Genomic DNA, 21769 nt, shown 5'->3' with positions numbered 1-21769 from the left:
CAGTCCTACTGCGTTACTGATTGCATTCGCAGCGCAGACAAATTAGCAATTGTTATTTAAATCAAAACTAAGCCTGTAAGTAGGAGATATTTCTGAGCTAATCTACAACCCTTAATCATCAGTCTTTCAACAACAGAAATTTCTCGCTTTGCTTTAAATCATCAGCACTTCCTACTATCGTCTGTGTGGATATAGCTCATAGGTTTTAACATTTCCTCAATTGTTCACCGGAGCGTTTCCATACACACGTTAACAACTAAATCAAGTTCTAGCAACAATTTTTAATAAGAATTTCTTAATAGTTGTTTACAACAAGTATATATATAAGTGATTTTTTGGGAAATAAGTTTTTATAAATACTGCTGGTCTAATATAGAAATTTCTTGACAATCAGACTAAATTACCAAAATAAATTTAATAAAATCCTCAATATGGCTGAATTATGACAAAATTTGTCATCGCTGACACAAGAAAAATACATACAGTTGAGGAAACTTGATCAGAAAAATTTCCGTCAATATACTGATTACATTTACTTTATGAATACTCCTAGCCATGCGATTCTCAATCTGGTTGTTTTTAACCAACAACTGAGAAATCAGGCGAGTTATGCAATCTTTATTGGTGCAATCTTGCCCGACGTGCCAATATTCTTGTTTTACTTTTTGATGAAATTTGTCTATCGTTTACCATCACGCGAAATTTGGTCAGAAGCTTACTACCAGCCATTTTGGCAAGGAATAATCAGTACTTTTCACTCCATTCCTTTAGCATTAATTGGGCTAATAATTGCCCATTTTTTAAATTGGAAAGTTATAGAAGTTGGGTTTAGCAGTATGGTGCTGCACTCACTTTTAGATTTACCAGTTCACAATAATGATGCCCATAGGCACTTTTTCCCCTTTAGTAATTACCGTTTTATTAGTCCGATTTCCTATTGGGATCGTAACCATTACGGCGGGATCATCGCTTTTATAGAGATTTCCTTAGTATTAGTAGCTAGTATTTACTTGTTTCCCACAATGCGATCACCCTTCACCAAAGGACTATTAATAGCAACCAATCTCTTTTATTGGTATGCATATTTGAGGTTTTATCTCAAAGACGCAATACCATAAATTAATTTTGGGGTTAGGTGTTTGGTGTTTGTTCCATTCCCCATTCCCCATTCCCCATTCCCCCTTCCCCCTTCCCCAGTCCCCAATCCCCTCATGGCGCAGCCGGAGTTGGCTGTGGTGCAGGGACTTTTGGTTGCGGATCTACGCCACTTAATGCTTGTTTTAACTGTTCTGTAGTTAAAGATTCGACAATACTGAGATTGAGCGGAGCCTGACTAATATATTGAGCATAGCCAGGCTGCAGGTACGGACGATATTCTGGGCGGTTTAAAAGATGGGTGTCAAAAAAAGCGACACTTAAAGCTTTTAAATAGGAATAAGCAGGCGCACGATTTGGCCCTAATAAGGCTTCTGGTACAGGTAAAACATTATTTTCCGCCGTGGGTTCTGCGATCGCACTAAAGTGAGTAGCATTTTCTATAACTACCAAATATTTGTTCTGGTTTGGTAGCCAAGTAAAGGGGTAAATCTGTTCAGATAGAGGGGGTGCAAAAATATCTTGGGTACCTGCGACTAACATTGTTGGTAATTTAATTTGATTTATGCCAGTTTCGCCCAAAACAGAGCTATCAATGGGATTAACCGCCAGTACTGCTTTAATGCGTTCGTCTTGCAGTGGATAATTTTGGGCAGGTAACTCGTAGGCGCGACACTGTAAAAAGACTGATACATTCAAGGTGCGATTAGGCGCACAATCGCGGCGCAGTTGCTCAAAGTTCAGCTTTCCTCCCCCCAAAGCTAAAACAGTGTAACCGCCAAAAGAATGTCCAATCGCCCCAATTTGTTGAAAATTGATTTTACCTTGGAGGTTGCGATCGCTTTTGTCTCGCTGCTGGAGTTGATCGAGAACAAACTTGACATCTAAAGGACGGTTAATAAATTCTTGTGCTTCTGGAGGGCCAGCCAAGCCAGAAAAGTATAGCTGAAAGCGCTCGGCATTACTACCGGGGTGTTCTAAGACAGCCACCGCAAAGCCATAGGATGCTAAATGTTCAGCTAGGTAGACAAAGGCGAAGCGATCGGAAGCCACACCATGAGAAATGACAATTAGAGGACTTGGTGCTGAGGCTTGCGGTAGATACAAATCTACAGGGAGATTGCGATTGCGCGCAGTATCGTTGAATTGGAAGCTGGTTTTCTGCCAAGGTAATTTTCCAGGCGATCGCAAATCTGGCAATTGAGCATAATTAACCGTGGCATTATTAGTTTGAGCTTGTGTGGTTGTCTGTTGTTTAATCAACGCGACAATTTGATCCTGGGCTTTTACCAAATTTGACAAGCTATTGACTATCTGTAACCCCTCAGAAAAATTTAACCGCAAACTTTCACTTGGGTACTTACGCAATAAGTTGACAACCGTTAAGCCTTGAGGATCGGCAGCCGATAAAATCAAAGCAGCACGGATGGCATAAAAACCATTTTGGCGCGAGTCAGTCAGTAACAATTCTCCCAAACGTTTCAGTACTGCTTCACCGAGAGGCGAATAGGTAAACTGAGAAACCAAAACAGGTGTAATAACAAATTTCTGTTGTAAAAGCTGCCTTAATTGAGCAAGTTGCTCTGGAGTAGCACGACTGGCATAAAATGATAATTCACTGTCGATTTTGCCCTCTTTCGCAAATTTTTCTAAAGATTTAGCCGATAAAGAAAATTCCCCAAATGGCGGATAAAAAAAACTGATGCGCTCGGCTCCTAATCCAGGGGTTGCCGTCAAAATTGTAGATAGTAAACCTAAACTGAGATATTTTAGAAATTTTTTCATGAGCAAAACCCGCTTTTTACCCAATAAACAAAAATTTGGGCGGCGAAGAAAGCGGGGCGGGATAAATACCGCTTTCTTATTGATTTACATTTAGATATACCAAATACCTCGTTAATGCACATATATCCCAGAGGTTAGGCGTTAATACTTCTTTCCTGCTTCTCTGCATCTTTATAGTCAGTATTAAGCCAAATTTTTCCGCTTAAAGCTCTAATTAGCGCGATAATTAAGTTAGAGATCAAAGTTTTTATATGTCACCAACACCATGCCCTTGTTGTGTGGTTGTGCTAACTCAACAACAAGAGGAAAATATCTCTCACCAAAAGCGTTGTCAGGATGAACAGGTTAACTACAACAACGTCCCTGTCAAAAACTGCACAGTGGTTGAAAATGGTCGAGTAGTAGTTAAACCACTACAAACACCACCTCTAAAAGAGATTGATTAGCTTGTAAAGCATCGAAACAATAGAGTTCAGGATTAGTTCTCACTAATTTCATCTAAACTGACGGCATCGTGGAAATACTGGTAATCAATGTAGCGATGTCCATCACTTGTCTCGTGCATAATATTGACAAACTGATAATTCCACAGTAAATCAGTGGCACTATAAGTATGACGGGCATGAAGCACTTGGGCTACGGTTTCATCAATACCACTTAGTGAAACCACAATAGAGCTATTTGTTTTGAGTAAAGATTCTGTAGTCATTCCATACAGCTGGCTAGACTCATCAATAATATGCATTGCTAACCAGCTTAATGTAAAGCTAGGTGATAAATTCCTCAGTAGTTTGAGTTCGTGAATGCGACGGATATAATGTCCCTCTGCGGTAACTTCGTCTCGCATCAGGTACACCCGCATCTGTGCTTCCAAAATCAAGTTGCGGCGCTTATTAGCGGTGCGAAACATCAGCGTTGACTGTCCTTCATGGGGTGTAATCACTGCGACACGGCTAAAAACTACACGTGCATTAGGACGGGAGAAGCGAGCAAACGCTAACCCTGTCATGACAGCAATTCCCATCAAACCTACCATTGCTTCAATAGTCACAATGCTATTGGCATAAGGTGTTTTAGGATACATCGCACCATAGCCGATGGATGCCAAGGTTTGCACGCTAAAAAAGAAGACATCTAAGAAAGAGCCAGGTCTAGCATTTTCTACACAATCTCCTCCAGCCAGGTAAGCTAAAGCAAATACAGCGTTAGTAGCCAAATATGCTAAAGCAATCAGTAGAAAAAACCCAGGCCAGGGAATTGTTAACAGCAGATGGTAGGGGTCACGCCAGTAAGAATACCAAGCACCCATCCCCACAATCTGGAATTGCCCATCCCTGATTTTAATATGTACACGCGACCGCCTATGCGCCCCTGGCTTGCGAAAAAGTTTCTTGAGTGGGAATCTCATTGGGAGTAGCCAAAATCACTGCTAATCAGTAGCATAACTAGTGCCGCTACATGAAATTAACATCTATCCAATATGCAATCATTCTCATTAACCCACATTCTGTTGATGAATGGAAAAATCTTTTGATTTTCCATAACCCTTGTCTAACAAAGTTTTTCCAAGTTTAAACCCAGATGTACTAAGTGCGATCGCAATTCTGATTTATAGCGCAAATTGAGTTGATTGGCAGCATTCTAGCACTATAAAGATAATTTCACTATAAATGCTTTTATCCTCACTATAAATGAGAGAAAATATCAAATTACGCTCAAATAAAGATTTTTATGCCATCAAAATCAGAGTTATTTAGCATCCTACAGTATTATCAAAATTTTGCCAATTTTATAGCTATAGGAGTAGGAAAAATTTCCTTTAATCTGCTATATCTAAGTGTGTGTGTTATTCATGCTGTTATGCATATTATGCATTTGAGTAATTTAATTTATTACTCGACTTATGTAGAATAACGCGAGATAAAATGCTAAGATTTAGGCGCAGTCGTTCATATTTAAGTATTATTTTGTGGCAAGAGCGAGTACAGCGATAGGAGTTAGTCCCATCATTAAGGAGATTGTGCAAAAACAAGCACATTCAACACGGTTAACTTTAAAAGAGGTTATTCTCATGGGCATGATAGCAATTGACAAAATGGACGAACAAAGTCGTCAAGAGCTAGCAGACGAAGTGCATAAAATGCAGGTTAATGGCGAAATCTAAATTTGCTGGTAGGAGTCAAAAGTTTACAATCTTAGGTAAAAATATTAGTTAAATAACTATTAAAAGAGTTAGTGGGTTCAATGTTAGAATTGGCGATTTAGTCTTCACAAAAGCTTAGTAGTTATTACAGTGAATAATTCAGTATTCTCGAGAAAAACTGCTCACTGTTCGCTTTTTACTGATTGTTAGCTAAAACGATAACGACTTCCAGTAACATAATCTTCATTAATTTCAAAAGCAATCCATTGACGTTGCAAATTTTCAGCAACGAATCCCGTAGTATTAGATCCAGCAAATGGATCTAATACTAGATCGCCTTCATCAGTCAAGAATTTAATAAAGAATTCTGCAAAGGCTTGGGGAAATCTAGCTGGATGAGGTTTTATACCAGCCTCTTTACAGCGACGTAAATAAGCGCTATTGGATTCTGTATTGGCAATTTCTAGCAAATTAGGCGGAATTGCGCCTTGATTATCTTTTTGGAATTTATCAGAAATTTCATGTCCGCTAGGACGTATTTTTGCTTTATAGCCATGCTTAAGTAATTGCTGCATACTCTGGCTATATGGTTTTAAAACTTTTCTATTATCTGCTTTAGGGTTGGGGGTTTTGGATAACCACCAAACCACATTGACTGAATCTTTAACGCGGATTCTCCTAATTGTTACCCATTCAGCAGGGGTAGGTAATCTAGCTGGATTATAGTGATAGAATTCTTGGGCGAGAAAAAAGCCAATTTCTTTACATAATCTCACCAAAAGCTCATATTGATAGATACTCCGCACGGGATTTCCAGGAAGATAAGCGCCACCTAAATCTAAAATAAATGAGCCATCCTCAGCTAGTACTCTTTTAAATTCTGAAGCGAAAGGTAGGAACCATTCAATATACTTTTCTGCACTTTCATTACCGTATTCTTTTTTGCGTGTCAGTGCAAATGGGGGTGAAGTGAGGATTAAATTAATAGTGTTGTCATCAATGCACTTGATTAGTTCTAGACTGTCACCTAAATATAATGCTCCATTATTCTGAGTATAATAAGGGTTAAAATTACTCGATTTCTGTGATTTTTGAGCTTTTATTGTCAAGAGTAGTTAATGTTTAAAATTAGCAGTTAAAAACAATATTTACTCACAAAAGGATAGGAAAAAACCTATCCTATCTAGAGATAAAATCTTACCCTACCATTTTTTGTATGGTAGAAATTTTCCTGACATAATAATTTTCACGCGATCGCCTTTGGGATCTGCTTCTTTTTCGATATCCAGGGTAAAATCAATTGCGCTCATAATCCCGTCACCAAATTTTTCCTGAATCACATCTTTAATGGGAAAACCATACACCTGCATAATCTCGTAGAAGCGATAAATCAGCGGATCAGTTGGTACGACTGGGCCTAATCCTTTTACAGGGCATTCAGTTAACTCTTTAATATAGATAGCCCCTAATTCTAATGCCTCTAGCAGCAACTTAGCCTCTTCCTCAGAAGCGCTAGCTTGACGATAAAATACAGCAGCAATCCAGACTTCATCTCGTCCCAGAATTTTTTCTAAATCAGCAAAGCTCAAACCTTTCTCTTTCTTAGCTTTTAATAGTGTTTGCGTAATTTCGGGAAGGGACATTTGGTACTTATGTCAGTAAATTAAATTTGCTAGAGTCAAATTTTACCATGCTATCGGCTGGATTCAGTAAAAGAGGCGATTGCTCAATATTAACTACCACTGATAACCCCTTCGTTTAGCCCATTCTAGTCATGCTTGAGTCATTTCTTTTGTGTTTCCTCATAATAATCAAATTTTTGGTACATTACTATAATGCTTATAATGCTACAAAAAAATTTTATTCTTATAAAAAATTCTATTCAATTCAGTAATTGGTGTTATTTGTATGACAAACAACTTAAATAATCACAAGTCTAAATATTTCTTAATATATTATATAGGTGCAGCAATTATAGGAGTAGGTATAATCCACTTGGCTTATACTACTGTGCAGAAATCTTTTACTTCTCCATCAAAATATATTGAATCAAGTAATGCTCATAGGGCTTCTGGAAATTATAAAGCAGCTTTAGACGCTCTTAACACAGCGATTAAGCTAGATTCTAAAAACCCCCAGTTATACATTGAACGGGCTGAAGTTCGTGATAAATTAGGCGATGAGTTAGGATTTATAGAAGATATCAAAAAAGCGATTCAAATTGACCCTAATAACAAGGGTAGTTATCTATTAAATTTTACTTCATGGAATGGTGATAGCAATGCAAGGTTAAAACGTTACAACCAAGCAATTCAAATTGACCCAAATAATTACCAACTTTATCTTGGGCGAGGTGAATTACGTCACTATTCCTTAAATGACAATGACAAAAAAAGAGCTTTAGAAGACTACAATAAGGCAATTAAGCTTGAACCTAAAAAGCATTTTGCTTACAAAAAGCGCGCTGAACTTCGGTATGATTCGATTTCTAGGAAAGGGGATAAACAAGGTGCTTTGCAAGACTATGATAAAGTAATTGAGCTTGAACCTGAACTTAACAGTTATTCTTACAGCGATCGCGCTAGATTACGGAATGAATTAGGGGATAAACAGGGTGCTTTGCAAGACTACAATAAAGCAATTGAGCTTGAATCTAAAAGTTATTTAAATTACATCGCTCGCGCTAGATTACGAGGGGAATTAGGGGATAGACAGGGTGCATTGCAAGACTGCAATAAAGCAATTGAGTTTTACTCTCAAAGCTTTTTAGCTTACACCGTTCGCGCTGGCTTGCGGATTGAATTAGGAGATAATCAAGGAGCATTACAAGACTCCAACATAGCAATTAAACTCCGACCTGTATATGATGATGCTTATAACAATCGAGGTCTTGCTCGCTTCAATTTAGGTGATAACCAGGGAGCTTTACAAGACTATAATAAAGCGATTCATTTAAACGCAAAAAAGCCTACTGTTTACTATAATCGGGCTTGGGTTCGCTATGTATTAGGAGATAAGCAAGGTGCAATTAAAGATTGGCAGCAAGCTGCTAACCTTTATTTACAACAAGGAGATACAAAACAATATGCAGAGGCAATAGAGAGAATTAAATCGAGTCAATAGTTAATTTTAAATTGCCACTTAAGGCTACAAAGGGCGGGCAAGATGCCCACCCCACAAGAGAAAATTTGACAGGAGAAGAGAAAATTTCATGATTGAAATTATTCGGGAAGTTGCCAAAAGAAAGGGTAATCTTCTGGGCTTGATGACAGCCCTTCTTTTACAGGATTTTCTCTAATGTATTGCCAGTATTGTTGAAACTCTTGGTCATTCCTAACAATACGGTCATATCTTTCATCTTGCCAAACTGTGCCTATATGTTTCATAACTTTGGGAATTTGTTTAGCACTATAACTTTTAATACTGTTCATAATACTACTCAGTGACCAAAACTCATTGTCAGATTTGAGTAATGGCTGAATGAGTAAATGCACATGATTTGTCATAACTACAAAGACAAATAACTGATATCTGTTTTTATCAAAAAACAAGCAAGAATTAAAAACTATTTCTCTAGCTTCTGGGCTAAGTTCTAACTTCTCCCAAGTATTAAAGGTAATAAAATAAATTGCCCCCTCTAACTCCCAATGAGGCAATCTTCTCTGAAAAATTTTCAACTTTGGCTGGTGCATTTAGTTGAATTACTTATTTTTATTGTGCTTTTTCTTGTGGGGTGGGCATCTTGCCCGCCCTTTCTTTATCCTTCCCATTAATAAAAAGAAAATTTAATCTTGTTACTATCCCAATAAAAAATCCCCTACCTTGCGGCAGGGGATTTTTTATTAATTACCTACAAAACTAGTAGCCAGATCAACCGAACTTACCAGCAGTAGAAGCAATTAGGAACGCTGCGTAGGTGAGAACATAGCCCACAGCGAAGTGAGTTAGACCAACCAAGCGAGCTTGAACGATGGAGAGTGCAACGGGCTTGTCTTTCCAGCGAACTAGGTTAGCTAGAGGAGTACGCTCGTGTGCCCAAACAATAGTTTCAATCAACTCTTGCCAGTAACCTCTCCAGGAGATGAGGAACATGAAGCCTGTTGCCCATACTAGGTGTCCGAATAGGAACATCCAAGCCCAAACAGACAGGTTATTCACGCCGTATGGGTTGTAACCGTTGATCAACTGAGCAGAGTTAGCCCAGAGGTAATCACGGAACCAGCCCATGAGGTATGTGGAGTTTTCGTTGAACTGAGCAACGTTACCTTGCCAAATACCCAGGTGTTTCCAGTGCCAGTAGAAGGTTAACCAACCTACTGTGTTCAATGCCCAGAACAGAGCTAGATAGAAAGCGTCCCAAGCAGAGATGTCGCAAGTACCGCCACGACCAGGGCCGTCGCAAGGGAATGCATAACCGAAGTCCTTTTTATCGGGCATCAGCTTGGAACCACGAGCATCCAAAGCACCCTTAACGAGAATCAAGGTGGTGGTGTGCAGACCTAAGGCGATCGCATGGTGTACCAAGAAGTCGCCAGGGCCAATTGTTAAGAACAGAGAGTTGGTACCAGCATTGATAGCATCTAACCAACCAGGTAACCAGACGTTAGCGTAGTTAGGATAAGCTGTGTAAGCAACACTTTCGGGGTTGGACAAAAGTACATCCAATCCGTACAGTACCTTACCATTAGCTGCTTGGACGAACTGAGCAAATACTGGCTCAATCAGGATTTGTTTTTCAGGTGTACCGAAAGCAACTACTACGTCGTTGTGAACGTACAAGCCTAAGGTGTGGAAACCTAAGAAGAGAGATACCCAGCTGAGGTGGGAGATAATCGCTTCTTTGTGCTGTAGCACACGCTCTAGTACGTTACCTTTGTTTTGTTCGGGATCATAGTCACGAACCCAGAAGATAGCGCCGTGAGCGAAAGCACCAACCATCAAGAAGATGGCTATGTATTGGTGGTGGGTGTACAACGCTGCCTGTGTGGTGTAGTCCTTAGCGATAAACGCATAGGAAGGCATGGAGTACATATGTTGCGCTACCCAAGAGGTGAGAACACCCAATGTTGCTAGGTGCCAACCCAATTGGAAGTGCAGGGAGTTGTTGTAGGTGTCATAAATGCCTTGGTGAGGCATGTTGAATGGCCCTTCAACTGGTTTGCCAAAGAAAGTTTTGGCATTCATCATTTCTTTGATGCTGTGACCAATACCAAAGTTGGTACGGTACATATGACCAGCAACAATGAAGAGAACAGCAATTGCCAAGTGGTGATGAGCGTTGTCAGTCAGCCACAGAGCTTCTGTTTGAGGGTGGAAACCACCTAAGAAGGTGAGAATTGCAGTACCTGCACCTTGGGATGTACCAAATACATGACCAGCTGTGTCAGGGTTTTGAGCGTAAACACCCCAGTTACCAGTAAAGAAGGGTTGCAACCCTGCTGGGTGAGGAGGAGTTGTGAGGAAGTTATCCCAACCTACGTGCTGTCCGCGAGCTTCGGGGATAGCAACGTGAATCAAGTGACCAGCCCAAGCCAAAGAGCTAACGCCAAACAAACCTGCTAAGTGGTGGTTAAGGCGAGATTCAGCATTCTTAAACCAAGCTAGGCTTGGACGGAACTTGGGTTGCAAGTGCAACCAGCCAGCAAACAATAGAACTGATGCGAACAACAGCAGGAAGATAGAACCTGCGTAGAGGTCAGCATTGGTTCTCATACCTTGGGTATACCACCAGTGGTAAACACCAGAGTAAGAAATGTTTACGGGGTTGCTAGCACCAGCTTGGGTAAAAGCTTCAATAGCTGGTTTACCAAAGTGGGGATCCCAAATCGCATGGGCGATGGGGCGAATGTGAAGGGGATCTGTGATCCACTGTTCAAAGTTACCTTGCCAGGCTACGTGGAACAGGAGGCTGGAAGCCCACAGGAAGATGATTGCCAAGTGACCGAAGTGAGTGGCGAAAATCTTTTGGTAAAGATTTTCTTCAGTCATGCCATCATGGCTTTCAAAGTCATTGCCTGTTGCGATCGCATACCATATCCGACGAGTAGTCGGGTCCTGTGCGAGATCCTGGCTAAATTTTGGAAATTTTGTTGCCATAGGTTTGATAATTCCTCTGACCTTTAGCCATCATGTTTCAGCTTTGGGAGTTCTGAGTTTTGAGTATTGATTTCTGAATTCTCAGCACTCAGTACTCAGCACTCAGTACTCCATATAGCTGATTGCTACCCTACTGAAAGAATATGTGCGTGGAAGAATGCCCAGGTAGTAGCAATTCCTCCTAAGAGGTAGTGAGCTACACCTACTGCCCGACCTTGAGTGATGCTCAAAGCGCGAGGTTGAATTGCTGGTGCTACCTTCAGTTTATTATGAGCCCAAACAATGGATTCAATGAGTTCTTGCCAGTAACCACGACCACTGAACAGGAACATCAAGCTGAATGCCCATACAAAGTGAGCGCCCAAGAAGATTAGACCATAAGCAGACAGCGCACTTCCGTAGGAGTTGATTACCTGTGAAGCTTGCGCCCACAAGAAGTCACGCAACCAGCCGTTGATTGTGATGGCACTTTGGGCAAAGTTACCACCAGTAATGTGAGTTACATTACCTGCTGCGTCTACAGTTCCCCAAACATCAGATTGCATCTTCCAGCTGAAGTGGAAAAGTACAATTGATAGGGAGTTGTACATCCAGAATAGTCCGAGGAATACATGATCCCAACCGGATACTTGACATGTACCACCACGACCTGGCCCATCGCAAGGGAAGCGGAAGCCCAAGTTTGCCTTGTCTGGAATCAGACGAGAACTACGAGCATACAGCACACCCTTTAATAGGATGAGAACGGTTACGTGAATGGTAAAGGCATGAATGTGGTGAATTAAGAAGTCTGCTGTACCCAAAGCAATGGGAGCAGCTGCTACTTTACCGCCTACAGCCAAAATACCGCCGCCGAATACATAGCTAACAGGTTCTAAAGCATTGGGCGCTGTTCCACCTGGAGCTAAGGCATGGATATTTTGTATCCACTGAGCAAATACTGGCTGCAATTGAATTGCTGTATCGGAGAACATGTCTTGGGGACGGCCCAAGGCACGCATTGTGTCGTTGTGGATGTACAGTCCAAAGCTGTGGAAGCCAAGGAAGATACAAACCCAGTTTAAGTGAGAGATAATCGCATCTCGGTGACGAAGTACCCGATCCAGTACGTTGTTTTGGTTAACAACTGGATCGTAATCACGCACCATGAAAATCGCAGCGTGAGCAGCACCACCAACAATCAGGAAACCACCGATCCACATATGGTGAGTAAAGATACACAACTGCGTAGCGTAGTCAGTTGCCAAATATGGATAGGGTGGCATCGCGTACATGTGGTGCGCGACGATGATAGTCAAGGAGCCATAGAAGGCAAGGTTTGTTGCCAACTGAGCGTGCCAAGATGTGGTCAGGTTTTCGTAAAGACCTTTATGACCTTCACCTGTGAACGGGCCTTTGTGGTTTTCGAGGAGCTCTTTAATGCTGTGACCGATACCCCAGTTGGTGCGGTATTGGTGACCAGCAATAATGAACAGTACAGCGATCGCTAAGTGGTGATGAGAAATATCAGTCATCCACAAGCCGCCTGTGACTGGGTTAAGACCACCTTTAAAGGTTAGGAAGTCAGCATAAGCACCCCAGTTCAAGGTGAAGAAAGGTGCTATACCATTTGCAAAACCTGGGAAGAGGTCAATTAGCACGCTCTTGTTCAGGATCAACTCGTGGGGCAAGGGGATATCTTTAACAGCTACCCCTGCATCCAATAGCTTGTTTGTTGGTGCAGACACGTGAATTAAGTGTCCAGCCCATCCCAAGGAACCACAGCCTAGCAATACTTGCAGGTGGTGATTCAGCATGGATTCCACATTCTGGAACCATTCCAGTTTAGGAGCACGCTTGTGGTAATGGAACCAACCAGCAAACAGGAACAAGCCTGCTAATACTAAACCGCCAATGGCAGTGCAGTAGAGCTGGAATGAGTTGGTAATACCCCAGCCACGCCATATATGGAACCAGCCAGAGGTGGTTTGGATACCATAGAAGCCGCCGCCGAGATCGGCATTTAAGATGTCTTGCCCGACAATAGGCCAAACGACTTGAGCACTAGGCTTAACGTTGAGTGGGTCACTGAGCCAAGCTTCGTAGTTAGAGAACTTAGCACCGTGGAATATCATCCCGCTCAACCAAATAGTCACTACAGCTAAGTGACCAAAGTGGGCTGCGAATATCTTGCGGGAGATATCTTGTAGATCGCTTGTATGTGTATCAAAATCGTGGGCGAGGGCGTGTAGGTTCCAAATCCATGTGGTGGTTTTGGGACCTCTGGCTAAGGTTCTGTCGAAGTGTCCAGGTTGTGCCCATCTCTCAAAAGAGGTAGGTACCGGATCGTTATCGACTAGTACTTTTGCCTTTTTTTCCTCTCGCTCCGGAGGACTAATCGTCATTCGACCTCCTCTCAAGATAAGGAATGAGGAATCAGGAAACCACAAAGTTAACCATTATCGCATCCGCCAGATTTTCTGGGGGGCGATTAAGACCCGATGTGGAAGTTTGTTTCTGTTGAATTATAAAGTCTTAAGTTGTACATTGTTGGAGAGAATTTAACAATAATTCAAAATCACTGGAATAATTGTCTACTCTGCCTTTGAAGTTCAAACTAATTGACAAAAAGTCAATAGATTATCCATTTTATTTACAAACGATAACAATTCGTAAAACTTATAGTTTACCTACTCACAGCAAGAGTTTCAGCAGTTGTGCTTGCTTTTGTAGTCGACAAATTTGCTATTGGGAAAAAAAACTGTCACGAAGATGACATATTGAGGTAGTTCACGAAAAAACACAAACTAAAGATAATTTAGCTGTGACAAACTGTATAAGTTCACAACTTAGGAACAAGGAACTAGGTGTGAGGAAGTAGGTATTAGTATTTTTTATTCATATAGTCAAAAATTTTTAAGATAACGGGTAATTGGTAATCGGTAATGGGAAGAATTTCTCTCTTACTTCTCTACCCCTTACTACCTCTGCTCCCTCATCTGCCTTACTTTTGGGCTATATTTCCCTATGGGCAGTGTGAGCCAAAACAATCTGTCAGTTGTTGGAAAATATACGCTGGGTGGAATAAGGCATGAACTCGTGGCACAAAGCAGTGTTAGAGAATCTCCTCTGTTGGAGGTTCGCTGTGGTGAGATGGTTAATGACATTTTTATTAGTCTTGAGTTTGGCAAGCTGTGGTGATAAAGCTGTCAGCCAAGATGTCGCAGTGGGTAATCGAGCAACCCCACAAAAAAGTTTTCAGGAATTTGCGGAAGTTTCTCCACCAGCAACAATCCAAGAACTGCGCTCCGCATTGGAGATCTACCAGCCACAGGTGGCGATTGTTACACCTCAAGCTGATGAAGTCTTGTCTGATAATCAGATAACAGTCCGCTTTCAAGTTAAGGATCTGCCTATATATAAAAATCCAAAATGGGAATTGGGGCCTCATCTCCATGTAATTTTGGATAACCAACCACATATAGCTGTTTATGACTTAAATAAGCCATTAGTTTTCTCGGACTTAGCCCCAGGAACTCACAGCTTACGTGTATTCGCATCTCGCCCTTGGGATGAAAGTTTTAAAAATGAAGGTGCTTACGCCCAGATAAAATTTCATATTTTAGCCAAAACTGATGATAATAATCCCGATCCAGCACTACCTGTACTAACCTACAGCAGTCCTCAAGGTGACTATGGGGCAGAACCAATATTATTAGACTTTTATTTAACTAACGCTCCCCTACACCTTGTTTCGCAAGACAACTCCAACAGCGGAATCAGTGATTGGCGGATTCGTTGCACAATTAATGGTGAAAGCTTTGTTCTTGATCGCTGGCAAGCAGTTTACCTCAAAGGTTTCAAACCTGGTAAAAACTGGGTGAAGCTAGAATTTCTTGATAACCAGGGTAATCCTGTCAAAAATGTCTTTAATACTACAGTTGGGTTGATTAATTACCAGCCTAAAGGTAAAGATACTCTTTCACGAATTGTTAGCGGCGAACTCAAAGCTGATGATGTGCGTAGCATTGTCGATCCAAACTATATTCCGAAGACACCACCTGCTGAACCTGCACCTACCCCTGAACCCACGCCCGAAACTAAGCCAACTCCAGCAATTGAGATTCCAGAAACACCTATAACAGAACCACCAGTTCTACCATCACCAGAAACTAGCCCAGAACCACTGCCAGTTGTACCATCACCTGCTGCACCTGAATTACCTGAAAAAGTTACTCCACAACCAGAAACACCAAAAGGCGGATATTTCCAACGCCGTTCTCGCCCTACGGCTACACCATCTCCTAGCGTGTCGCCAACATTACCACAGGTAACGCCAACACCTGCGGCGACAGAATCGCCTCAACCCCAGGTAACGCCAACACCTGCGGCGACAGAAGCACCTCAACCCCAGGTAACGCCTACGCCTGCGGTAACAGAAGCACCTCAACCCCAGGTAACGCCTACGCCTACGGTAAAAGAATCACCTCAACCCCAGGTAACGCCAACACCTGCGGCGACGGAATCACCCAAGCCTCAGGTAAAACAGCGGACAAGAACGGATTTGAGTAAATATTTCCAGCGTCGTCCACGCCCTACTCCTGAAACATTGCCCACTTTAGCGCCAACACTACCGGAAATTATCGAATCTCCTGCACCGCCAACGCCTGCTGCTGAAGGCGAAAGCGTTCAGGAATAGCGGTTAGGATTTACCCAAAAATACTTAAATTGAGGTTTTGGGCTAAAACTTCTATAAATGCTAGCCCCGCTACGGGATTACCTACTTTATCTAAGGCGGGGCTATAACAAGCGATCGCACCTTCACCTGGTACTATTGCTACCAGCCCCCCACCAATACCAGATTTCATTGGTAGACCAATTTTGACAGCAAACTCCGCAGAAGCTTCATATAAACCGCAGGTTAACATGACAGCGTTAACAATCCTGCGGTTTTTTGTTGCTAAGAAGGAATTTTCACAAGCTAAAAGTTGTCCCAGTTTGGCTAAATCTTCTACAGTTCCTGAAAGACAGCATATTTGCTCGTATGTGTCAAGAGCCATGTCAAGGTTTTTCAGGTGTCCGGTTTGCGCGAGATGATTAGCGATCGCTTGATTAGCTGGGGAACGAGTTAATCGGACTGAAGCTAGCATAAGTTCATCTAACTTGAGTTCACAGCTTGCTAATTGGTTCAGCCAGAGACAAAATTGCTGAGTGCGATCGCTGGCATTTTCTCCCGGTAATTTATCAGCCAGAGTAATTGCGCCACTATTAATCATGGGATTGCGGGGGTAACCGCGATCGCTAATTAATTGATCAAGGGAATTGAAGGGCGCGTCTGAGGGTTCCACCCCTACCCATCGCAAAACCTTCTCCGCACCGAAATGTTCTAAGAGATAGAGTAGAGAAAAGGCTTTGATTACACTCATCAAGGGAAACACACAACGGGTATCACCTAAGCTGTAAGTTTGTCCCGTTCCACAACAGATGTGAACTGCAAACCAATCAGGGTTAGCCATATTCAATCGGGGAGTGCGATCGGCGACTCTTCCGCGATCGGCTTGGGATTTGGCTTGCTGTACCCAAGCAGATAACTCTATAGTGGTGATTGCTGTCAGTCCTTTCAAAATAGATACAGCCCTTGCAAGATTTTTCGATAAAGTAAAAAGGCAACTCTAAAAGATAAGAATAGCCGAAGCGATCACCTATTCAATTTGCATTGGTTGATAGGTATGACGCTTATTCATAACTATGTCGTTTCATTTGGAATTTTAGATTATTTATGATGCCCCGTGTAAGAGCGCCAGAATTACCACAAAATAGTACTTGGTTTAATACCGATACACCATTATCTATTAAGCAACTCAAGGGCAGAGTCGTAATTTTAGATTTCTGGACATACTGTTGTATAAATTGTCTACATATTTTACCAGAATTAAAATATTTAGAACAAAAATATAAAGATAGTCTGACAGTTATTGGCGTTCATTCTGCCAAGTTTGATAACGAAAAAGAGACTGAAAATATTCGCCAAGCCATCTTACGTTATGACATTGAACATCCTGTTGTAGTCGATAGTGGTTTTCGGGTTTGGCAAGAATATACTGTGCGTGCTTGGCCGACTTTAATGATTATCGATCCGCAAGGTTATGTAATTGGCTATGTTTCTGGTGAAGGACATTGTGATGCTTTAGATGAATCACTAGAAAAACTAATTTCCGAACATCAAGAAAAAGGTACGATAAATTTTCAAGAACTCAGTCTAAATTTAGAAAAGCAGCGTCAACCATTAATTACACCTTTAGCTTTTCCTGGTAAAGTATTAGCGACATCAGCAGGTTTATTTATTGCTGATTCTGGTCATCATCGCTTGGTAATGAGTAGCTTAGAAGGCGAAATTATACAGATTATTGGTACGGGTAAATCTGGTTTAACTGATGGTAATTTCAGTGAAGCTGAGTTTTCTTCACCGCAAGGAATGGCGTTTGATACAGATCATCAAATTCTCTATGTTGCTGATACAGAAAACCATGCTTTGCGGCGAGTTGATTTACAGCGCCAAGTTGTAGAAACTATAGCGGGAACTGGTGAACAAAGCCGTAATATTCGTCCTGATGGTGGTGTTGGTTTGTCAACTAAATTAAATTCGCCTTGGGATTTGGTGAAGGTAGGAAATACTCTATTTATTGCTATGGCTGGGCCGCATCAAATTTGGGAAATGAATTTGGAAAATGGCGTAATTAAAACTTATGCTGGTACTGGTGCAGAAGGTTGTGTTGATGGTTCACTGAATGAATCCGCTTTTGCTCAACCAAGTGGAATTACTAGCAATGGTGAAGAATTATATATTGCTGATAGTGAAATTAGTTCTATTCGCGGTGTGGGAATTATAGAACCGCGTGTAGTTAGAACTCTGTGCGGTAGCGGAGATTTATTTGGTTTTGGAGATGTTGATGGACAGGGTGAAAATGTCCGCTTACAGCATTGCTTAGGAGTGGAATATGCAGAGAATTTTTTATGGGTAGCAGATACTTACAATCACAAAATTAAATTAGTTAGTCCTAGCACAGGTAATTGTCAAACAATTTTGGGTGATGGTGTCATAGGTTTGCAGGATGGACAAGGTAAAAATAGTAGATTTTTTGAGCCTTCAGGATTGAGTGTGATGGGTTCAAAGTTATATATTGCTGATACGAATAATCATGCTATTCGTTGTGTAGATTTAAATTCTTTTGAGGTGACAACATTGCAGTTTCAGGGTTTGTGTGCGCCAGATGTTTGCGTTCCGTCTAATTTTTAGGATGATTTCTCACACATTCGACAAATTGACTGTCTCCCCATTGCTAAAGCAAGGGGATTCTTTCACTGTGCATCGCTTGTCTGCGAGACGCTAACGCGAACGCTCGCACGTCCCTAAGCACACAGAGCTACACTTAGAGTGAGGGCGGAACCTCAAACCAGTGGGCGCAGCCATAACGCCGACTACTGGGACATCAAAACATCCCAGATACTTTCTACGAATATTGATGGAACCAACACCATCTCGATGGAACTCAAAGCCGCATTTACATTTGTAGGTGCGATTTTTGGGTTTGTGGCGTTGACCGCATGATGGACAAGTTTGGCTGGTATATTTCTCGCACTGAATCTCAACTTTCATCCCCATTCTTTGAGCTTTATAGGTGAGAAAGGTGCGAGTTTCGCCGTGTGACCATTGATGCAGTTTTTGATTAGACTTAGTTCCAAAATCAATTCGCGCTCTAATATCTCTGACATCACCTATTGCCAGGGTTTGTACGCCTCTAGATTTGAGCGTAGAAACAAGCTTACTGGTTTGTTTATGCAGGATATCTTTAATTTGATTTTTGACTTTAGCTAACTGACGTTGTTTGGATCTGACTAGTCTTTTCCTGTTCTTGGAACCTCGCTTTTTTGTATCAACTAATGACGCTAACTTAGCTTTTAGCTTGTTTTGGTACTGGCGTTTAGATCTCAGCAAACGACCATTAAGTATGAAGGTTTGCGCTCCATCATGGGCAACGGCAAGATGAATTTCTCCTAAGTCGATTCCTGCAACAGTTCCCGAATTAGCTGGTTGTACAGGGGTGACAGCATAGCAAGCTCTAATTTCATATTGCTCGCCGTCCCATCCCATTTCTACCAATTTAGGAGTTTCCCAATTCCAATCAATAATCAAGGGTGCGTTCCCCTTGCCGTTGGATAATTGCAGTTTCCCATTTTTCACCTTGATGGCTGATGATTTCCATTGAACTTTGAAAAATCGTCTACGTCTTCTTGGTGGATGGGCGTTTGGGTCTGCTTTGCGTCTTGATCTCCATGATTTGAGACTGGCATAAAAACTCTGGACAACCGCATCTGCACTGTGAGCGTGTAAGCTGTCGGAGTTGTGCCAACGCATCATAGAAGATGGTTTGAGCCACAATCCCTTATTACGAACTGTGCGCCAGAAACTAACTACTGTGCGAGAGTATAATTCGCCAGCAGCTAAAGCCAGTTCACCCATCTGTTGATTGTTGCCAATCTTGAGTTTCCTTACTGTGTATTCGCTCATAGAAATAGTATATAGCATAAAGCTGTATAATGATGACATGAGGCGAAAATATAACTCTAACAACAATGTTGTTTATTCTTGCAAGTACCATATAGTCTGGACTCCCAAGTACAGACGCAAGGTCTTAAAAGACGGTGTAGATACTCGGCTAAAAGAACTACTCCAACAAATAGCAGCAGAAATCAAAGTTGAGATGATTGAGATGGAAGTAGTGGAAGACCACGTTCATCTACTGATTGAGGTTGATCCTCAGTTCGGTGTCCACAAAGCAGTTAAGCGGTTCAAGGGTGCAACATCTCGCTACTTGCGCCTAGAATTTCCGCATCTCAAACAAAGACTGCCTACTTTATGGACTAACTCTTACTTTGTATCGACAGTAGGGGGCGCACCACTAGAGGCAGTTAAGGAGTATATTCAAAACCAGAAAAATACTTGACGGCGATTAAAATCGCCTAGCAGCTTACCCCATGTCTAAAGCCAGGGGCTTGCGCTGCATGGATTATCGGTCAACACAAAGGTAAGCGGATGATTCATGGTGGTCGCGTCTCGTAGAGAAGCAATCCCAGCCCTTGCGATTGCTTCATTCCGCTTCCCGTCTCCTGACGGAGACGCTACGCGAACGGGACGCTACGCGAACGCTCCATTCGCAATGACATTGTGTAATTAATTATGTTTAACTACTTACAATGCTAGTTCACGAGAATTGGCGATCGCCGACGATTTTATGCGATCGCTATCTGTGGGATCAATTTTTCATACCCTTTTTGCCTACTACTGAAATCCAGCAACTGGGGAAGATTCAGCGGCGAAGCGGAGTGCCTGGTGCTGGCTGCGTCCATCTTGACCAAGCACCACAAGTCTTTTTGCCCGTACCAGGCACCTCTGAGTCTAGGGTAGCGTTCCGCAGTTGCGTCAATCTTCCCTGTCGCGCTTTTTTGTTAACGATCGCTTGACTTTTAAGACAGTCGCTACTTCTGGTGCCGTGCCCCTACTCATCTGTCGCGTTGTTTTTTCAAAATGGTATTATTTCTCCTCATCCCCCTCATCCCTTGTCTATCCTAAGAAGCTTTTGACTGTAACTGTTCCAGTCTCGCTAATACTTCTGTGCTGTGAATATTGGGATTGACTTTAACGAAAGTCTCACGCAGAATCCCATCTGGATCGATGATAAAACTATGACGCATAGAAACGTAACCAATCCAAGAACCATAAGCTTTACTAACTGCGCCAGTTGTATCTGCTAACAGGGGGAATTTTAAACCTTCTGAATCACAAAATTCCGCATGAGAATCTACATCATCAGCGCTGACACCAATAATTTGAGTATTCTGGGCTAAATATTTGGGTAAGTCTTGCTGAAAACGCCGCGCCTCTATGGTGCAGCCAGAGGTAAAGTCTTTGGGATAAAAATAAAGAACTACCCATTTACCACGCAAGTCCGAAAGAGAAATGTTACCGTTGCCTGTGTTAGTAGGCAAGGTAAAGTCCGGTGCAGGTTGATTAATGGCGGGTAGTTTTCCACCTAGCGCATCAGCAGTTGGTGTAAAGTTCAGCCAGCTAATGACAGCAACAAAGCTGGCAAATAATATGCTTAAAAAATTGCGACGAGAAATCATGGTACAGATAAGAATGATAACTTAACATAAGTTTACAGTTCTTATTCACTGTTCTTCTGATTCCGGCTGAGATTCGGCTGGGACATCTGTACTTTCTATGTATTGGCTATCGAGGAGAAAAGCCCCTTTAGCAAAGCGAATACCCCAATATCCACCAGGACGATGATCCATCACTATACCTTCTTCTCCCAGTTGAATCACATTTGGGGGGCGAAGCATGGGCATGGGTTCGGCTGTTTTGACGTAGGGCGGTAGTGCTACAACACGTACTTTACTACCAATAATGAATTCTTTAGACATTTTGATCCAACAAAGAGTTTTGAATAACTCATAACTCAAAACCCCCAGCAAAAGCTAGGGGTCAAGGCAACAGGGTGAAAGTCAAGAGTCGGAGAGACGCGATTAATCGCGTTTGTACTCAAGAGACAAAAAGTTGATGAATTCGGATTATTGATTCTGGACTAAGTAAAGCGGTGGAAATAAACC

19 protein-coding genes are annotated in these 21769 nt (G+C 41.9%); 8 read left to right on the top strand and 11 right to left on the bottom strand.

Annotation, left to right across the window (positions count from 1 at the left end; genetic code table 11):
* Window positions 1–539 precede the first annotated feature (539 nt).
* Window positions 540–1118, top strand: a complete 579-nt coding sequence (locus tag HGR01_RS17090) for a hypothetical protein (RefSeq protein WP_045869798.1) — start codon at window positions 540–542, stop codon at window positions 1116–1118.
* A gap of 91 nt (window positions 1119–1209) precedes the next feature.
* Here the strand turns inward: HGR01_RS17090 and HGR01_RS17085 are convergent, their stop codons facing one another.
* Entirely contained in the window at window positions 1210–2880 is a 1671-nt protein-coding gene (locus HGR01_RS17085; protein WP_045869799.1) for an alpha/beta hydrolase, read from the bottom strand.
* 251 nt (window positions 2881–3131) lie between these two features.
* On the opposite strand from HGR01_RS17085, the gene HGR01_RS17080 reads away from it, so the two are divergent.
* On the top strand, window positions 3132–3326 hold the full coding sequence (locus HGR01_RS17080) for a hypothetical protein (RefSeq protein WP_052335152.1): 195 nt from the start codon (window positions 3132–3134) through the stop codon (window positions 3324–3326).
* Between the two features lie 32 nt (window positions 3327–3358).
* On the opposite strand, the gene HGR01_RS17075 is transcribed toward HGR01_RS17080, so the two are convergent.
* On the bottom strand, window positions 3359–4288 hold the full coding sequence (locus tag HGR01_RS17075; protein WP_045869800.1) for an ion channel: 930 nt from the start codon (window positions 4286–4288) through the stop codon (window positions 3359–3361).
* A gap of 561 nt (window positions 4289–4849) precedes the next feature.
* On the opposite strand from HGR01_RS17075, the gene HGR01_RS17070 reads away from it, so the two are divergent.
* Window positions 4850–5044: a hypothetical protein gene (locus HGR01_RS17070; RefSeq protein WP_167725788.1), complete on the top strand. Its 195-nt coding sequence runs from the start codon at window positions 4850–4852 to the stop codon at window positions 5042–5044.
* A 185-nt stretch (window positions 5045–5229) separates the two neighbouring features.
* Here the strand turns inward: HGR01_RS17070 and HGR01_RS17065 are convergent, their stop codons facing one another.
* Both HGR01_RS17065 and cynS read right to left on the bottom strand, forming a co-directional pair.
* A complete protein-coding gene (locus HGR01_RS17065; protein ID WP_045869802.1) occupies window positions 5230–6132 on the bottom strand; it encodes a DNA-methyltransferase in 903 nt (300 codons plus the stop codon).
* Window positions 6133–6225: 93 nt separating this feature from the next.
* Window positions 6226–6666, bottom strand: a complete 441-nt coding sequence (gene cynS, locus HGR01_RS17060) for a cyanase (protein WP_045869803.1) — start codon at window positions 6664–6666, stop codon at window positions 6226–6228.
* Window positions 6667–6931: 265 nt separating this feature from the next.
* Here cynS and HGR01_RS17055 point away from each other — a divergent pair, with 265 nt between their 5' ends.
* Window positions 6932–8146 carry a tetratricopeptide repeat protein gene (locus tag HGR01_RS17055; protein ID WP_052335153.1) on the top strand — a complete coding sequence of 405 codons (1215 nt, stop codon included), beginning with the start codon at window positions 6932–6934 and terminating at the stop codon, window positions 8144–8146.
* Window positions 8147–8244: 98 nt separating this feature from the next.
* Here HGR01_RS17055 and HGR01_RS17050 read toward each other — a convergent pair whose 3' ends face one another.
* From HGR01_RS17050 to psaA, 3 genes are all read right to left on the bottom strand, one after another.
* A complete protein-coding gene (locus HGR01_RS17050) occupies window positions 8245–8715 on the bottom strand; it encodes an REP-associated tyrosine transposase (RefSeq protein ID WP_045869804.1) in 471 nt (156 codons plus the stop codon).
* A 178-nt stretch (window positions 8716–8893) separates the two neighbouring features.
* Window positions 8894–11119 carry a photosystem I core protein PsaB gene (psaB, locus tag HGR01_RS17045; protein WP_045869805.1) on the bottom strand — a complete coding sequence of 742 codons (2226 nt, stop codon included), beginning with the start codon at window positions 11117–11119 and terminating at the stop codon, window positions 8894–8896.
* 125 nt (window positions 11120–11244) lie between these two features.
* Window positions 11245–13503, bottom strand: coding sequence for a photosystem I core protein PsaA (gene psaA, locus HGR01_RS17040; RefSeq protein ID WP_045869806.1), 2259 nt, complete (start codon window positions 13501–13503; stop codon window positions 11245–11247).
* Between the two features lie 686 nt (window positions 13504–14189).
* Between psaA and HGR01_RS17035 the strand changes: the two genes are divergently transcribed.
* Entirely contained in the window at window positions 14190–15797 is a 1608-nt protein-coding gene (locus tag HGR01_RS17035; RefSeq protein WP_052335154.1) for a hypothetical protein, read from the top strand.
* A 10-nt stretch (window positions 15798–15807) separates the two neighbouring features.
* On the opposite strand, the gene glsA is transcribed toward HGR01_RS17035, so the two are convergent.
* Window positions 15808–16722 carry a glutaminase A gene (gene glsA / locus HGR01_RS17030; protein WP_045869808.1) on the bottom strand — a complete coding sequence of 305 codons (915 nt, stop codon included), beginning with the start codon at window positions 16720–16722 and terminating at the stop codon, window positions 15808–15810.
* Between the two features lie 155 nt (window positions 16723–16877).
* On the opposite strand from glsA, the gene HGR01_RS17025 reads away from it, so the two are divergent.
* Complete coding sequence (locus tag HGR01_RS17025; protein ID WP_045869809.1) at window positions 16878–18395, top strand: thioredoxin-like domain-containing protein; 1518 nt, start codon at window positions 16878–16880, stop codon at window positions 18393–18395.
* Window positions 18396–18485: 90 nt separating this feature from the next.
* On the opposite strand, the gene HGR01_RS17020 is transcribed toward HGR01_RS17025, so the two are convergent.
* Complete coding sequence (locus tag HGR01_RS17020) at window positions 18486–19667, bottom strand: RNA-guided endonuclease InsQ/TnpB family protein (RefSeq protein WP_045869810.1); 1182 nt, start codon at window positions 19665–19667, stop codon at window positions 18486–18488.
* A 37-nt stretch (window positions 19668–19704) separates the two neighbouring features.
* On the opposite strand from HGR01_RS17020, the gene tnpA reads away from it, so the two are divergent.
* Both tnpA and HGR01_RS17010 read left to right on the top strand, forming a co-directional pair.
* The gene (gene tnpA, locus HGR01_RS17015; protein ID WP_045870113.1) at window positions 19705–20103 is read left to right on the top strand and encodes an IS200/IS605 family transposase; all 399 of its coding nucleotides are present in this window, start codon (window positions 19705–19707) and stop codon (window positions 20101–20103) included.
* Between the two features lie 250 nt (window positions 20104–20353).
* The gene (locus HGR01_RS17010; RefSeq protein WP_194007813.1) at window positions 20354–20620 is read left to right on the top strand and encodes a hypothetical protein; all 267 of its coding nucleotides are present in this window, start codon (window positions 20354–20356) and stop codon (window positions 20618–20620) included.
* A 105-nt stretch (window positions 20621–20725) separates the two neighbouring features.
* Here HGR01_RS17010 and HGR01_RS17005 read toward each other — a convergent pair whose 3' ends face one another.
* Window positions 20726–21283 carry a peroxiredoxin gene (locus tag HGR01_RS17005; RefSeq protein ID WP_045869811.1) on the bottom strand — a complete coding sequence of 186 codons (558 nt, stop codon included), beginning with the start codon at window positions 21281–21283 and terminating at the stop codon, window positions 20726–20728.
* 45 nt (window positions 21284–21328) lie between these two features.
* Window positions 21329–21583 carry a regulatory protein SipA gene (gene sipA, locus HGR01_RS17000; RefSeq protein ID WP_045869812.1) on the bottom strand — a complete coding sequence of 85 codons (255 nt, stop codon included), beginning with the start codon at window positions 21581–21583 and terminating at the stop codon, window positions 21329–21331.
* Window positions 21584–21769: the final 186 nt, after the last annotated feature.

This window comes from Tolypothrix sp. PCC 7712 (genome assembly GCF_025860405.1).
GTDB lineage: Bacteria > Cyanobacteriota > Cyanobacteriia > Cyanobacteriales > Nostocaceae > Aulosira > Aulosira diplosiphon.
This window is presented reverse-complemented; position numbering and strand designations above follow the sequence as displayed.

Bases quoted from the DNA above. Each gene is read 5' to 3' on its own strand.
- tnpA (WP_045870113.1), top strand. From the start codon at position 19,705: ATGAGGCGAAAATATAACTCTAACAACAATGTTGTTTATTCTTGCAAG.
- HGR01_RS17090 (WP_045869798.1), top strand. From the start codon at position 540: ATGAATACTCCTAGCCATGCGATTCTCAATCTGGTTGTTTTTAACCAA.
- HGR01_RS17050 (WP_045869804.1), bottom strand. From the start codon at position 8,715: ATGCACCAGCCAAAGTTGAAAATTTTTCAGAGAAGATTGCCTCATTGG.
- HGR01_RS17075 (WP_045869800.1), bottom strand. From the start codon at position 4,288: ATGAGATTCCCACTCAAGAAACTTTTTCGCAAGCCAGGGGCGCATAGG.
- psaA (WP_045869806.1), bottom strand. From the start codon at position 13,503: ATGACGATTAGTCCTCCGGAGCGAGAGGAAAAAAAGGCAAAAGTACTA.
- HGR01_RS17055 (WP_052335153.1), top strand. From the start codon at position 6,932: ATGACAAACAACTTAAATAATCACAAGTCTAAATATTTCTTAATATAT.
- HGR01_RS17025 (WP_045869809.1), top strand. From the start codon at position 16,878: ATGATGCCCCGTGTAAGAGCGCCAGAATTACCACAAAATAGTACTTGG.
- HGR01_RS17005 (WP_045869811.1), bottom strand. From the start codon at position 21,283: ATGATTTCTCGTCGCAATTTTTTAAGCATATTATTTGCCAGCTTTGTT.
- HGR01_RS17010 (WP_194007813.1), top strand. From the start codon at position 20,354: ATGCTAGTTCACGAGAATTGGCGATCGCCGACGATTTTATGCGATCGC.
- cynS (WP_045869803.1), bottom strand. From the start codon at position 6,666: ATGTCCCTTCCCGAAATTACGCAAACACTATTAAAAGCTAAGAAAGAG.
- psaB (WP_045869805.1), bottom strand. From the start codon at position 11,119: ATGGCAACAAAATTTCCAAAATTTAGCCAGGATCTCGCACAGGACCCG.
- HGR01_RS17085 (WP_045869799.1), bottom strand. From the start codon at position 2,880: ATGAAAAAATTTCTAAAATATCTCAGTTTAGGTTTACTATCTACAATT.
- HGR01_RS17035 (WP_052335154.1), top strand. From the start codon at position 14,190: ATGAACTCGTGGCACAAAGCAGTGTTAGAGAATCTCCTCTGTTGGAGG.
- sipA (WP_045869812.1), bottom strand. From the start codon at position 21,583: ATGTCTAAAGAATTCATTATTGGTAGTAAAGTACGTGTTGTAGCACTA.
- HGR01_RS17020 (WP_045869810.1), bottom strand. From the start codon at position 19,667: ATGAGCGAATACACAGTAAGGAAACTCAAGATTGGCAACAATCAACAG.
- HGR01_RS17080 (WP_052335152.1), top strand. From the start codon at position 3,132: ATGTCACCAACACCATGCCCTTGTTGTGTGGTTGTGCTAACTCAACAA.